The organism is Klebsiella sp. GFKo11, assembly GCF_056490265.1.
Genome location: NZ_CM151369.1, coordinates 4964604 through 4978467, shown reverse-complemented (window position 1 = coordinate 4978467; position 13864 = coordinate 4964604). Strand labels below are relative to the sequence as shown.

The following is a 13864-nucleotide window of genomic DNA, read 5'->3' as shown; positions in this document are numbered from 1 at the left end:
TGATGCTGCACATCTCGCACCTTTCTGCCGACTACGGCGGTAAATCGGCGCTGGCGGATATCAACCTGACGCTGGACAGCGGTGAACTGCTGGTGGTCCTTGGCCCCTCCGGCTGCGGTAAAACCACCCTGCTGAACCTGATTGCCGGATTCGTGCCTTATCAGCACGGCAGCATCACTCTTGAAGGGCAGCGGGTTGAAGGGCCGGGGGCCGATCGCGGTGTGGTATTTCAGCACGAAGGGCTGCTGCCGTGGCGCAACGTGCAGGATAACGTCTCGCTCGGGTTGCAGCTAGCGGGCGTCGACAAAACGCAGCGCCGGGCAACCGCCGCGCAGATGCTGAAAAAAGTGGGCCTTGAAGGGGCGGAAAAGCGCTTTATCTGGCAGCTCTCCGGCGGTCAGCGGCAGCGGGTAGGGATTGCCCGCGCGCTGGCGGCCAACCCGCAGCTGCTGCTCCTTGATGAACCGTTTGGCGCTCTGGATGCTTTCACCCGTGAGCAAATGCAAACCCTGCTGCTCAGTCTGTGGCATGAGAGCGGCAAGAAGGTGCTGCTGATTACCCACGATATCGAAGAGGCGGTGTTTATGGCCACCGAGCTGGTGCTGCTCTCGCCGGGGCCAGGGCGCGTTCTTGAACGTCTGCCGCTCGATTTTGGCCGCCGCTTTGTTGCCGGGGAATCCTGCCGCAGTATCAAATCGGACCCGAAATTTATCGAACAGCGTGAATACGTCCTCAGCCGGGTATTTGAGCAACGGGAGGCTTTCTCATGAGTATCGTCATTAACGACAAACCGCGTCAGCGGGCGCTGAAGTGGCGCTGGCCGTTCTCGCGCCAGTTCACCCTGAGCGTGGCAACCCTGGCGGTGCTGCTGGTTATCTGGTGGGCCGTCGCCGCCCTACAGCTGATTAGTCCGCTGTTTCTGCCGCCGCCGGGGCAGGTATTGCAGAAGCTGATAACCATCGCCGGGCCGCAGGGCTTTATGGATGCCACTCTCTGGCAGCATCTGGCGGCGAGCCTGACGCGTATCGTGATCGCGCTGCTGGCGGCGGTGCTGCTCGGCGTGCCGGTAGGGATCGCCATGGGGCTGAGCCCAACGGTGCGCGGGATCCTCGACCCGCTGATCGAGCTTTACCGCCCGGTGCCGCCGCTGGCTTATTTACCGCTGATGGTTATCTGGTTTGGCATCGGCGAGACCTCAAAGATCCTGCTGATCTACCTGGCGATATTCGCGCCGGTGGCGATGTCGGCGCTGGCGGGCGTCAAAAGCGCCCAGCAGGTACGCATTCGCGCCGCGCAATCTTTAGGCGCCAGCAAAGCGCAGGTGCTGTGGCTGGTGATCCTGCCCGGCGCGCTGCCGGAAATTCTGACCGGCCTGCGCATCGGGCTTGGCGTCGGCTGGTCAACGCTGGTGGCCGCAGAGCTGATTGCCGCTACCCGCGGCTTAGGTTTTATGGTGCAGTCCGCCGGTGAATTCCTCGCCACCGATGTGGTGCTGGCCGGGATCGCGGTGATTGCGATCATCGCCTTTTTACTGGAACTGGGACTGCGCGCGCTGCAACGTCGCCTGACCCCCTGGCATGGAGAAGTACAATGAGCGAACGTTTAAGCATTACCCCGCTGGGGCCTTATATTGGCGCACAGGTATCCGGTGTCGACATTACCCGCCCGCTGAGCGACAACCAGTTCGAGCAGCTGTATCACGCGGTGCTGCGCCATCAGGTGGTGTTCCTGCGCGAGCAGAATATTACCCCTGAGCAGCAGCGCAATCTCGCCCTGCGCTTTGGCGACCTGCATATTCACCCGGTCTATCCACATGCTCCCGGCGTTGATGAAATTATCGTTCTCGATACTCACGACGATAATCCGCCGGATAACGATAACTGGCACACTGACGTTACCTTTATTGAAACGCCGCCCGCCGGGGCGATTCTGGCGGCAAAAGAGCTGCCGTCTACCGGCGGCGATACCCTATGGACCAGCGGCATTGCCGCGTACGAGGCGCTCTCTGAGCCATTTCGTCAGCTGCTGGGCGGCCTGCGCGCGGAGCATGATTTCCGTAAATCGTTCCAGGAGTATAAATATCGTAAAACCGAAGAGGAGCATCAGCGCTGGCTGGAGGCGGTGGCGAAAAATCCGCCGCTGCTGCATCCGGTGGTGCGAACCCATCCGGTAACCGGCAAGCAGGCGCTGTTTGTGAATGAAGGGTTTACGACCCGCATCGTTGACGTGACGGAGAAAGAGAGCGAGGCGCTGCTGAGCTTCTTGTTTGCCCACGTCACCAAACCGGACTTCCAGGTGCGCTGGCGCTGGCAGCCGAACGATGTGGCGATTTGGGATAACCGCGTAACCCAGCATTACGCTAACGCCGATTACCTACCGCAGCGGCGAATTATGCACCGGGCGACGATCCTCGGGGACAAGCCGTATTACCGGGCGGGGTAATTCCTGTAGCCTGGCTAAGGCATCCGCCGCGAGCCGTAGAGAAAATCGGAAGCTGCATTGCGCGCGGCTTCCCGGAGGCGATGCTGCGCATCTGTCCGGGCTACCGGCCCGCAGAAAGCTGTAAACCCGTAGCCCGGACAGGCGCAGCGCGCCGCCTCCGGGAAAAGGTTTTTATGCCGATTTTTGCGCATCCAGATGCACGCCAATATAGCGCTGATATCGATTCGCCTTCAGATAGGTCAAATCTACCAGCACCAGACCATCCACGCAGTTATTGAAATCCGGGTCGCTGCCGAAATCGATAAACTGTACGCCGCCCGGCTCGCAGACTTCCGAGTACTGCTTATACAGCGGCGGGATCGCGCAGCCGAGATTGCCGAGCAGGGACTTCAGTCGGGCCAGGTCGTCGTTATAATCCTCACCGGCAAACTGTGCCAGCACATCGGGCAGTGAGGCGGGGTAGGGGCGACGAGACTCCGCCAGCGGATGAGTTGCCGGGAACCACAGGCGGTAAAACGCCACCAGCAGATCCCGCGCGGCAGGCGGCAAGCCGCCAGAAATGGATACCGGGCCAAATAGATAACGATAGTGCGGATAGCGCGCCAGATACGCGCCGATGCCGGACCACAAATAGTCCAGGCCACGACGACCCCAGTAGCGCGGCTGGATAAAGCTGCGCCCCAGCTCAATGCCGTGCTGAAGAATATCGTCCATGCGTTCGTCGTAATGGAACAGGCTGGAGCTGTAAATCCCTTCCAGCCCGCGTTTTTCCAGCTGCATGGCGGTCGGCATAAAGCGGTATGCACCGACGATCTCAAGGTCTTCTTCATCCCACAAAATCAGGTGCAGATAGTCATCGTCGTAACCGTCTACGTCGCGACGTTTACCGCTACCTTCACCGACCGCGCGAAAGGCAATTTCCCGCAGACGCCCCAGCTCGCGCAGCACCGGCGCGTCTTCCTGACCGTGGCGCTGCCAGAGATAAATGATTTTGCCATCCGCCGTGCGTCCCAGCGTTTCGGCCTTACTTAGTTCACGCTTGAGCAGAGCCCGGGCTTCGGGACGAGCGATAGTGCTTTCGGTTTTAAAGATCCCCGGCAGCCCTTTTCCGAGTTGTTCCAGATGACGGTAGCAGCGTTCGGTGAGCTCGCGAGAAGAGGCCTGCGGGTCGAACCAAGCTGACCAGGCAATCTGTTGCCCAATATTGACCGGTAGGCTGCTGTTGCGGCGGCGGAACATTTGCTGCATCAACAGGAGCAGCGGGAGATTTGCCGACACCAGGGTGCTGGCGTAAAACAGCGCGCTGTTGTGCGCGCGTATCCACGCCGGGAGCAGCGGGGCGCGGTATTTGGCCGCTAGTTTAATAAATCCAGAGTGCCACTTTTTATCGCGGATGCCGCGACGGGTCAGGCGTGAAACTTCGCCTGCCGGGAAGAAAATCAGCACGCCGCCGTTTTGCAACTGCTGGTCCATTTGCTGTAGCGCCGCTTTGGCGGTGCGGCCATTAATATTATCGACCGGAATAAACAGCGAACTCATCGGTTCGAGATGGTTAAGCATGCGGTTGGTAACCACTTTGACATCGCGGCGTACCCGGGAGACGGCGTAGAGCAGCGCCAGGCCGTCGAGCGTGCCGGTGGGGTGGTTGGCGATAATGACCAGCGGGCCATGTTCGGGGATTTTTTCGAGATCGTGCGCCGGGATAGCGCAGCGGATATTGAGATGTTCGAGCACCTGTTCGACCGTATCCAGTCCTTTCAGGTGGTGGTGACGTGCGGCAAACTGTTGAAACTCTTCCTCATGCAGGAGCTTTTTCAGCACCTTTTTCTGCCAGGGGGCTGGCCTCGCCTGAGGCCACAGGTCATCGAGTACATTGTCGAGACTAAACATGGTGGCACCTCCTCCGTCCTGCCCAGACAGTAGAAGGCGCAGATGTCGCTCAGATTACAGTTGAGTGAAGATTTGGGGGGGGGCGAGCTACGGGGGCCGGAGCAGGTAGCCCGGACAGGCGCGCAGCGCCGCCTCCGGGAAGGCTATATGTGAAAAAGTTGCGAGCGCTTTTCCAGATTGATGTCCAGTTAATTGCCTTCTAACCTCACCCTCTTTTATCCTGGTGGAACAGGCAAAAAATCTTTGGCAGGGGGCATCCGATGGTCGATTATCGTCGTCATTACATTAATGGAGGGACTTGGTTTTTCACCGTCAATTTACGCGACAGAGAGAGTCGGTTTCTGGTTCATCGTATTGATGCATTACGCCAGGCGGTGGCAATAGTCCGCAAACAGAAACCTTTTCATATTGATGCCTGGGTTGTGCTCCCCGAACACCTTCATTGCGTCTGGACCTTACCTGGCAACGACAGCGATTTTCCATCGCGCTGGCGATCAATTAAAAAGCATTTTTCAGGTTTAACAGGCGCGCAAAGCGTGTGGCAACCAAGGTATTGGGCACACGCCATTCGTAACCAAGAGGACTATCGTAGCCATGTTGATTACATTTATATCAATCCGGTTAAGCACGGGGGGTAAGGCAGGTACGGGATTGGCCCTATTCAACCTTTCATCGCGATGTAAGTCGTAGTTTGTATCCTGTTGATTGGGGTGGGGAGGTGAAGGAATTATTATGCGGCGAGCGTCGTTAAGGTGACTTTCCCGGAGGCGGCGCGTTGCGCCTGTCCGGGCTACCAACCCACAGAAAACTGTGAGCCCGTAGCCCGGGGACCTGAATTAACGCAGGATTTTCTTTTCGGCCAGATCGAGGGCGAAGTAGCTGAAGATCAGATCCGCACCGGCACGTTTGATGGCGCCGAGGCTTTCCAGTACCACTTTCTCTTCGTCGATAGCACCGGCCTGGGCGGCGAATTTCATCATCGCGTATTCGCCGCTTACCTGATAGGCACCTAATGGCAGGTTGGTGCGCTCGCGCAGGTCGCGCAGGATATCGAGGTATGGACCGGCCGGTTTGACCATCAGGCAGTCGGCGCCCTGGGCTTCGTCAAGCAGCGATTCGCGAATCGCTTCACGGCGGTTCATCGGGCTCATTTGATAGGTTTTACGGTCGCCTTTTAGCGCGGTACCCGCGGCTTCACGGAACGGGCCGTAGAATGATGAGGCGAACTTGGTGGAGTAGGACATAATCGCCGTATTGGTGAATCCGGCTGCGTCCAGCGCCTGGCGAATTGCCTGCACCTGACCGTCCATCGCGGCGGAAGGGGCGATAAAATCCGCGCCTGCGGCTGCGGCTACCACCGCCTGCTTACCGAGGTTGATAAGGGTCAAATCGTTATCGACACCGTGATCGCACAGTACGCCGCAGTGACCGTGCGAGGTGTACTCGCAGAAGCAGGTATCGGACATCACGATCATCTCCGGCACCGCTTGTTTGCAGATGCGGGACATGCGCGCCACCAGGCCGTTTTCGTTCCAGGCATCGCTGCCGGTGGCGTCGGTGTGGTGGGAAATCCCGAAGGTCATCACTGAACGGATACCGGCGTTGGCAATGCGCTCAATCTCGCGCGCCAGATGCTTTTCCGGAATGCGCATCACGCCGGGCATGGCCTCGATGGCTTTGTAATCGTCGATTTCTTCTTCAACAAAGATCGGCAACACCAGGTCGTTCAAACTCAGTGTTGTCTCTTCAAACATGGCACGTAGCGAAGCGGACTTGCGCAGGCGGCGTGGGCGAGTGATTAAATCTGTCATGGTTTGCCTGATTTTGTGAAATGAAAAAAGATAGTCTACCTGAATTGGCGGCGGGATGTTTTGCCAAAACGATCCTGATGAATCGCAGGCAAAACACCCCTAAAGGCTATTGACTGGCTGTCTCAATGGTGGGGCGAACGCCGCTTAATTCGCTGACCAGATCGTTGATGCCGTCGCTCATATTGTTAAAGCGCGTCAACGGCGAGCGGGTGACCACCACAAACGCGCCAACGTTAGCTTGCGGATTCATCGCCATATAGGTGATAAAACCGCCGCCGCCGCCGGTCTTCTGGATAATCCCCGGCTGACCGTTTTTCGGCTTCATATAAACCCAGCCGAGGCCCAACGCATCGGCTTTCCCCGGCACGTCCATGCCGATCACCTTCGTTAACTGGCTGCGCTGATAAATCAGCGTTTGCATACGATCCGCCTGCTGACCTCGAGTGTGGAAGTCAGAAGAGAGGAACTGCTGCATCCAGCGCATCATGTCGCCCGGCGTGGAGTAGACGCCGCCGCTGCCGATAGCGGCCAGGGTGTTGTTGCACGGGCTGGCCCCTTTCTCAGGGATCATCAGACGCTGACACTGGTCCGGCGAGGGGGTAAAGGTGGTGTCTTTCATCCCCAGCGGACGGGTTATTTGCTCTTCAAACAGCTGCGGATAAGGCTTGCCCGAGGCGGTAGATAGCGCATCGGCCAGTAAGTCAAAGGCCAGGTTCGAGTAGGCAGCCTGCGAACCAGGAGCGACCTTCAGCGAGGCCGTCGTCAACCAGTTCCAGCGCTGCTGGCGCGTCGGCCAAACGAACACCGGACGATGCGCGGCGCCGCCGGGCTGTTCACGCGGCAGGGCGCTGGTGTGCGTCGCCAGATTCACCAGCGTGATGGGCTTCCCTTGATAGGTGGGAACTCGAGCGCCAGGCGGGGCGTATTTGCTCAGCGGATCGTTGAGCTTCACCACTCCCTGGTCGAGCAGCTTCACCAGCATCTCGCTGGTCATCAGCTTACTCAGTGACGCGATACGAATCACCGAATCGAGCTGAGGGTGCTCATTACTGCCGGGACGCGTCACGCCGAAGCTGCGAAACACGCGCTGATTACCGTCAATGACCACCATCGCCATACCGGTCGCGCCGCTGCCGTAGAAGATATGATTAGCGTAACGGTCGACAACATCAGAGGCGAATTCCGGGTCGACGCTCGGTTGTGCGGCCTGGACCGATGTCCACGACGCCGCGCACAGCGCAGCAAAAATGAGCAGACTACGTTTCAACGGGGGCATCCATCATTGTGAAGAAAAATATAGAGCGTATTTATACTACGAAGCGACGCCGAGCAAAGCGGGAATAACGCGAATCTGTGCGGAAAAACGTAACGCGGCGTAAAAAATCCTTTTTTATGCTTTTGGATAGCCGCTTTTACCTGCGGGCGCGTATGATTACCGTTTGGCTAATGATTGGTAGCGAGAGTGACAATGGCGGCTCAACGGGTGGTAATGGTAGTGGATATGCAAAACGGCGTTTTCGCAACGCCGCGTATTGAGCGCGAACGCTGCGTCGCGCAGATAAACCGCCTGGTGCGGGCGGCGGATACCGTTATCTTCATTCAGCACAGTGAAGAGGGCGGGCTGGAAGAGGGAAGCGAAGGTTTTGATTTGCTACCTGAACTTGAGCAACCCGCTGGCGCGCTGTACGTCACCAAGACCGCTTGCGATGCCTTTTACCACACCCGGCTGGAAGAGGTGCTGCACGAGCATGATATCAAGCAGTTTGTGATTTGCGGCTGCGCCACAGATTATTGCGTCGATACCACCATCAAAAACGGCGCCAGCCGCGGCTATGCCATTACCGTCGCCGAAGATGCTCACACCACCGCCAATCGCCCGGCGGCGCAGGCCACCACGCTGATTGCCCACTACAGCGAGGTGTGGCGTACCTTGACGGTACCTGGCAATCCTTTACACGTGAAACTCACAGAAACAATTCTTCGCGAATGGCAGGCGAACTAAGCCGCTGACATTCGGTCTCATAACCCGCCCACTTTGCTCCGCTGCGACACCTTTGCGGCGGGCGTTTTCGTGGTACACAGCATAATAAAACGATAAGAAGTTAGCAGGAGAGCATGATGTTTAAATCTTTTTTCCCCAAACCGGGGCCGTTTTTTATTTCTGCCTTTATCTGGTCGCTGCTGGCAGTGATCTTTTGGCAGGCGGGCGGCGGCGACTGGCTGCTGCGAATCACTGGCGCATCGCAGGATGTCGCGATCAGCGCAGCGCGCTTCTGGTCGCTTAATTACCTGGTGTTCTACGCCTTCTACGCGCTGTGCGTCGGGGTTTTCGCCCTGTTCTGGTTCATTTACAGCCCACATCGCTGGCAATATTGGTCGATTCTCGGCACCTCGCTGATTATTTTCGTCACCTGGTTCCTCGTTGAAGTCGGGGTGGCGATCAACGCCTGGTACGCGCCGTTCTACGATTTGATTCAGAGCGCGCTGGCGACGCCGCATAAGGTCAGCATTAATCAGTTCTATCAGGAAATAGGCATATTCCTCGGCATCGCGATTATCGCGGTGCTTATCGGCGTGATGAACAACTTCTTCGTCAGCCACTACGTCTTCCGCTGGCGTACCGCCATGAACGAGCACTATATGGCGCACTGGCAGCATTTGCGTCATATAGAAGGCGCCGCGCAGCGTGTGCAGGAAGACACTATGCGCTTTGCTTCAACGTTAGAAAGCATGGGAGTCAGCTTCCTTAACGCGGTGATGACGCTTATCGCCTTCCTGCCGGTGCTGGTGACGCTCTCCGCGCACGTGCCGGACTTGCCGATTGTTGGTCATCTGCCGTACGGCCTGGTGATTGCCGCGATTGTGTGGTCGTTAATGGGAACCGGCCTGCTGGCGGTGGTGGGGATTAAGCTGCCGGGGCTGGAGTTTAAAAACCAGCGCGTTGAAGCAGCCTACCGTAAAGAGCTGGTTTATGGCGAGGATGATGCCAACCGCGCGACGCCGCCGACCGTTCGTGAGCTGTTCAGCGCCGTACGCCGCAACTATTTCCGTCTCTATTTCCACTACATGTATTTCAATATCGCTCGTATTCTTTACCTGCAAGTGGATAACGTTTTCGGTTTGTTCCTGCTGTTTCCGTCGATTGTTGCCGGTACGATTACGCTGGGCCTGATGACGCAGATAACCAACGTCTTCAGCCAGGTTCGCGGTTCATTCCAGTACTTGATTAGCTCCTGGACGACGCTGGTGGAGCTGATGTCCATCTACAAACGTCTGCGCAGCTTTGAGCGCGAGCTGGATGGCAAAGAGCTGCAGGAAGTGACCACAACATTAAGTTAACGATCGCAAGGAAGGAATATGGCAGCAGCCTCATCTCGTTTTGTTTCACTCTCCCTGACGCTACTGGCAGGTATGGTGCTTAGCGCCTGTTCCAGTAAACCGGAACCGGTGCTGAAAGAGGGGGAAAAGCCGATTGATGTTGCCGCCGTGGTACGGCAAAAAATGCCTTCCAGCGTGAAAGATCGCGAGGCCTGGGCGCAGGCCATCGCCAAAACGTTTGAAAGCCAGAAGCTGGCGCCGACGGAAGAGAATGTCTGTTCGGTGCTGGCGGTAGCGCAGCAGGAGTCCAACTATCAGGCGGATCCTGCGGTGCCTGGGCTGAGCAAAATTGCCTGGCAGGAGATAGACCGCCGGGCGGAGAAAATGCACATTCCGGTTTTCCTGGTCCACACCGCGTTGAAAATCAATTCGCCTAACGGCAAAAGCTATAGCGAACGCCTGGATAACGTCAAAACGGAAAAGCAGCTGAGCGCGATTTTCGATGATTTTATCGGCATGGTGCCAATGGGGCAGAAGCTGTTTGGCTCGCTGAATCCGGTGCATACCGGCGGTCCGATGCAGGTCAGCATCGCCTTCGCCCAGCAGCATACCGACGGCTATCCGTGGAAAATGGACGGCACCGTGCGTCAGGAAGTGTTCAGCCTGCGCGGCGGCCTGTGGTTTGGCACCTATCATCTGCTGAACTATCCAGCAAACTATAGCGTGCCGCTGTATCGTTTTGCCGATTTTAACGCCGGATGGTACGCCAGCCGTAACGCCGCTTTCCAGAATGCGGTGGCTAAGGCGACGGGCGTGAAGTTGGCGCTGGATGGCGATTTGATTCGCTACGATAGCGACGAAGCCGGAACCACCGAGCTGGCGGTGCGCCGTTTATCCTCACAGCTGGCGATGAGCGATGACGATATCCATCGTCAACTGAAGAAGGGCGATACGCTGGCGTTTGAGGAGAGCGATCTCTACAAGAAGGTGTTTCGTATTGCCGATAAGAAAGCCGGTAAAGCGCTGCCGCGAGAAGTATTGCCGGGGATCCAGCTTGAGAGTCCGAAAATCACCCGTAATCTGACTACCGCCTGGTTTGCCAAACGGGTGGATGATCGACGGGCCAACTGTATGGCGCGCCGCTAGTGCTGGCTGCGCCAGCGAGAAGCTATCCCCAATATTCCAATCAATATACAGCCCAATAGAAAAGGGACCAGGCCAAACAGGGTCCCGACCACCAGGCCTATTTCGACCCTGGGGCGGCTGCTGTCCTGCATTTGAATTAAATGCTCAAAAACGCCGGGAGTGTGTATCAGCATGCTCAGCATCTGCGCGCCGGCCCAGAAGCAAAACAGCACAAACAGGGCGTAAGCGATGTTGCTGCTGGTTATAGACCTCCTCTTTTTGCTGCCGTTGGTGGTCTTTGCAAAGGTGAACTCTGCCATATTTACCTCCGTACTTCGCTTTCCTGCCGATTTTTCAGCGATCTACATATACACAAAATCATTCAAGATGCATCGAGGCGGCAAGTCTGAGAATCCCCAGGAGCTTACTCAAGTAAGTGACTGGGGTGAGAAGACGTAGCCAACAAAGAGGCAGTTTGAAGGATGATGTGTATAGAGGCTATTCTGGCAATGAGGATCGGATTTCAGTATCAGATTGCTGGTAATTTCCGTCCAGGAATGTTCCTGATTTCACCGGTTTGCGAGTTTGCTACAAATTTGTGAAATTTAGACCAATATCGCAATGTGCGACAATTCTCAACTCGGCTACAGACCGGCGATGGCGGCTATGCGAAGATGCTTTTTTTGTTGTCGGAGTCATCATGAAGCTCACTGAAAAAATTCGCCGCGACTGGCACTATTACGCGGTTGCGCTGGGGTTAATTTTTATTATGAATGGCGTGGTTGGGCTGCTGGGCTTTGAAACCGAGGGCTGGCGTTCATACGCCGTTGGGCTGGTGACGTGGGTGATTAGCTTCTGGATTGCCGGGTTTATTATTCGCCGTCGTCCGGTCGAGGAAGCGTGAGCCGGGGAGATAATCAGAAGCTGCATTGCGCGTTGTTTCCCGGAGGCGGTGCTGGCGCACCTGTCCGGGCTACCGGCTCGCAGTCGATGGTGAACCCGTAGCCCCGGTAAGGCGCTAGCCGCGACCGGGGAGATAATCAGAAGCTGCATTGCGCGTTGTTTCCCGGAGGCGGTGCTGGCGCACCTGTCCGGGCTACCGGCCTGCAGATGGCTGTGAATCCGTAGCCTCGGTAAGGCGCTAGCCGCGACCGGGGCGATAAACCGAAGCTGCGTTGCGCGTTGTTTCCCGGAGGCGGTGCTGGTGCACCTGTCCGGGCTACCGGCCCGCAGTCGATGGTGAACCTGTAGGCCGGGCAAGGCGCTAGCCGCCGCCCGGCAAAGTTAACCGCTATCCCGGATTAATTCATTGATGTTTTCAGCGCGCGATCGGCGGCGTGACGCTCCAGCGCCAGCTCAATCAGGCGGCTAATCAGGCTGGTGTAATCCAGACCGCTGGCCTGCCACAGTTTCGGATACATGCTGATATTGGTGAAGCCCGGCAGGGTGTTGATTTCGTTAATCACCACGTCGTTATCGGCGGTCAGGAAAACATCAACACGCGCCATGCCGCTGCATCCCAGCGTCTGGTAAGCACGAACGGCGATCTCGCGAATTTTATCGTTCACGTCGCTGTCGATAGCCGCTGGAACCACCACCTTCGCGCCCTGATCGTCAATGTATTTGGTGTCGTAGGCGTAGAATTCGCTATTGAGGACGATTTCGCCGCAGGTGCTGGCCTGTGGGCTATCGTTACCCAGCACAGCGCACTCTATTTCACGCCCTTTAATTCCCTGCTCAACCACCACTTTATGGTCAAATTCAAAGGCCAGCGCCACGGCCTGCTGGTACTGCTCTTCGCTATTTACCTTACTGACGCCCACTGAGGAACCCTGGTTCGCCGGTTTAACGAACAGCGGCAGGCCGAGTTGCGCCTGCACGTCGGCGAAGCTCAGCTGATTGCGGTTGGCGCGGGTGAGGGTGATAAACGGTGCAATCGACAGACCGGCATCGCGCAGCAGACGCTTGGTGACATCTTTGTCCATGCAGGCGGCGGAGCCGAGGACGTCGGAGCCGACGAAAGGCAAATTCGCCATCCGCAGCATGCCTTGCAGGGAGCCATCTTCCCCGAGGGTACCGTGGACAATCGGGAAGATCACATCGATGGCCGCCAGCGGCTGACCGCTATCGGCGTTAATCAGCTGCTGGGCATCACGGCCCGGGATTTGCGCCAGCGTAACATCGGATGGACGCAGGGCAATGTGGGCAGGGTCCTGCGGATTGAGCAGATAGTTGCTGGCATCGTTGATATGCCAAATTCCCTGCTTATCAATCCCTAACAGAACCACGTCGAAACGCGTTTTATCAATCGCTTCCACGATATTTTTCGCTGACTGTAACGACACTTCATGCTCTGCCGATTTACCGCCAAAAACGATCCCAACCCTCATCTTAGCCATTTCAACTTCCATCCTGATTACATCAAAGCGCATAACATAGCATGTGAAAGAGCCGCCTGGCTGCCATAATATTTACCTTGTAAAGCATTGGGAGGTAGCGTGAAAGGAAAAGGTCTTATCGCTCTGTTAGCGCTGCTGTCAGCCGGGTATTACGGATATCGTTATCTTCCACCGCAGTATAATCCGCTGGTGCCGTTGCGCCTGGAAGACCCGCCCGGGTTAATCAGTCACTACAAGCTGCGTCGATTGACGCCCGAGCAGTGTTCTGGCCTGCTAGAGGAGGCTAATCGTAGGCAGATCATTACCAGCCAACCGGTCGCCGATAGCGGGGGAGAGTGTCCTTTGCAAAACGTGGTGCGGGTACGCGATTTTGGTGCAATAAAGCTGAGCAGTAGCTTCCTTGCAAGCTGTCCGCTGGCGCTGAGCAGCGCGCTGTATATGGAACAGCAGGCAAAACCGCTGACTCGTCAGCTACTGGCGAGCGAACTGCGCCAGGTCGAGCATTTTGGCAGCTTTGCCTGTCGCAATATTTATCATCGCCAGAACGCGCGGCGCAGCGAACATGCCACCGCGGAGGCGCTGGATATTAGCGGTTTTCGCTTGGCCGATGGGCGACGGATAAGCGTGCTGAAGGGATGGCCCGATGCGAAGTATCACCCCTGGCTGCAATCGCTGCTGACCAACGGATGCAGTTATTTTGGTAACGCGTTAGGGCCGGACTATAACGCGGCTCATGCTAATCATTTTCACCTCGGGATGCGCGGCCAGCGTTTCTGTTTCTGAGCATATCGCGCTGCATACAAGGTCTTTCACCATGAAATTGTTTGCCTGAGCGTAATCAGATGCCATAAAACACCAAACTCCGCGCCAGCGCACCTC

13 protein-coding genes and 1 pseudogene are annotated in these 13864 nt (G+C 56.9%); 9 read left to right on the top strand and 5 right to left on the bottom strand.

Features of this window, described 5'->3' with window-relative positions:
* Positions 1-2: 2 nt before the first annotated feature.
* From tauB to tauD, 3 genes are read left to right on the top strand one after another with little or no spacing between them, the layout of a single operon-like run.
* A complete protein-coding gene (tauB, locus tag AC07P6_RS24010; RefSeq protein WP_478317077.1) occupies positions 3-770 on the top strand; it encodes a taurine ABC transporter ATP-binding subunit in 768 nt (255 codons plus the stop codon).
* Positions 767-1594, top strand: coding sequence for a taurine ABC transporter permease TauC (tauC, locus tag AC07P6_RS24005; protein WP_142982628.1), 828 nt, complete (start codon positions 767-769; stop codon positions 1592-1594). The genes tauB and tauC overlap by 4 nt, the downstream gene beginning before the upstream one ends.
* On the top strand, positions 1591-2442 hold the full coding sequence (gene tauD / locus AC07P6_RS24000; RefSeq protein WP_182236643.1) for a taurine dioxygenase: 852 nt from the start codon (positions 1591-1593) through the stop codon (positions 2440-2442). The genes tauC and tauD overlap by 4 nt, the downstream gene beginning before the upstream one ends.
* 171 nt (positions 2443-2613) lie before the next feature.
* Here the strand turns inward: tauD and olsF are convergent, their stop codons facing one another.
* Positions 2614-4332: a bifunctional ornithine lipid synthase OlsF gene (gene olsF, locus AC07P6_RS23995; RefSeq protein WP_181483398.1), complete on the bottom strand. Its 1719-nt coding sequence runs from the start codon at positions 4330-4332 to the stop codon at positions 2614-2616.
* Between the two features lie 260 nt (positions 4333-4592).
* Here olsF and AC07P6_RS23990 point away from each other — a divergent pair.
* A pseudogene (locus AC07P6_RS23990) lies at positions 4593-5083 on the top strand (REP-associated tyrosine transposase).
* A gap of 85 nt (positions 5084-5168) precedes the next feature.
* On the opposite strand, the gene hemB reads toward AC07P6_RS23990, so the two are convergent.
* Together hemB and ampH are read right to left on the bottom strand one after the other, a co-directional pair.
* Positions 5169-6143: a porphobilinogen synthase gene (gene hemB, locus AC07P6_RS23985; protein WP_478314866.1), complete on the bottom strand. Its 975-nt coding sequence runs from the start codon at positions 6141-6143 to the stop codon at positions 5169-5171.
* 106 nt (positions 6144-6249) lie between these two features.
* A complete protein-coding gene (gene ampH / locus AC07P6_RS23980; RefSeq protein WP_110273823.1) occupies positions 6250-7410 on the bottom strand; it encodes a D-alanyl-D-alanine-carboxypeptidase/endopeptidase AmpH in 1161 nt (386 codons plus the stop codon).
* Positions 7411-7632: 222 nt separating this feature from the next.
* On the opposite strand from ampH, the gene AC07P6_RS23975 reads away from it, so the two are divergent.
* The 3 genes from AC07P6_RS23975 to AC07P6_RS23965 all read left to right on the top strand — a co-directional run bounded on the left by AC07P6_RS23975 (position 7633) and on the right by AC07P6_RS23965 (position 10607).
* Complete coding sequence (locus tag AC07P6_RS23975) at positions 7633-8145, top strand: cysteine hydrolase family protein (protein WP_478317075.1); 513 nt, start codon at positions 7633-7635, stop codon at positions 8143-8145.
* A 116-nt stretch (positions 8146-8261) separates the two neighbouring features.
* A complete protein-coding gene (sbmA, locus tag AC07P6_RS23970) occupies positions 8262-9482 on the top strand; it encodes a peptide antibiotic transporter SbmA (protein ID WP_181486482.1) in 1221 nt (406 codons plus the stop codon).
* 18 nt (positions 9483-9500) lie between these two features.
* Entirely contained in the window at positions 9501-10607 is a 1107-nt protein-coding gene (locus tag AC07P6_RS23965) for a DUF1615 domain-containing protein (RefSeq protein ID WP_478314865.1), read from the top strand.
* On the opposite strand, the gene AC07P6_RS23960 is transcribed toward AC07P6_RS23965, so the two are convergent.
* On the bottom strand, positions 10604-10906 hold the full coding sequence (locus AC07P6_RS23960; RefSeq protein ID WP_112214084.1) for a DUF2755 family protein: 303 nt from the start codon (positions 10904-10906) through the stop codon (positions 10604-10606). The genes AC07P6_RS23965 and AC07P6_RS23960 overlap by 4 nt on opposite strands.
* Before the next feature lie 380 nt (positions 10907-11286).
* On the opposite strand from AC07P6_RS23960, the gene AC07P6_RS23955 reads away from it, so the two are divergent.
* Positions 11287-11490 carry a DUF2754 family protein gene (locus tag AC07P6_RS23955; protein ID WP_110273818.1) on the top strand — a complete coding sequence of 68 codons (204 nt, stop codon included), beginning with the start codon at positions 11287-11289 and terminating at the stop codon, positions 11488-11490.
* Between the two features lie 397 nt (positions 11491-11887).
* Here AC07P6_RS23955 and ddlA read toward each other — a convergent pair whose 3' ends face one another.
* Positions 11888-12985, bottom strand: coding sequence for a D-alanine--D-alanine ligase (gene ddlA / locus AC07P6_RS23950; RefSeq protein ID WP_478314864.1), 1098 nt, complete (start codon positions 12983-12985; stop codon positions 11888-11890).
* A 99-nt stretch (positions 12986-13084) separates the two neighbouring features.
* Between ddlA and AC07P6_RS23945 the strand changes: the two genes are divergently transcribed.
* Positions 13085-13768, top strand: coding sequence for an extensin-like domain-containing protein (locus AC07P6_RS23945; protein WP_478314863.1), 684 nt, complete (start codon positions 13085-13087; stop codon positions 13766-13768).
* Positions 13769-13864 lie beyond the last annotated feature (96 nt).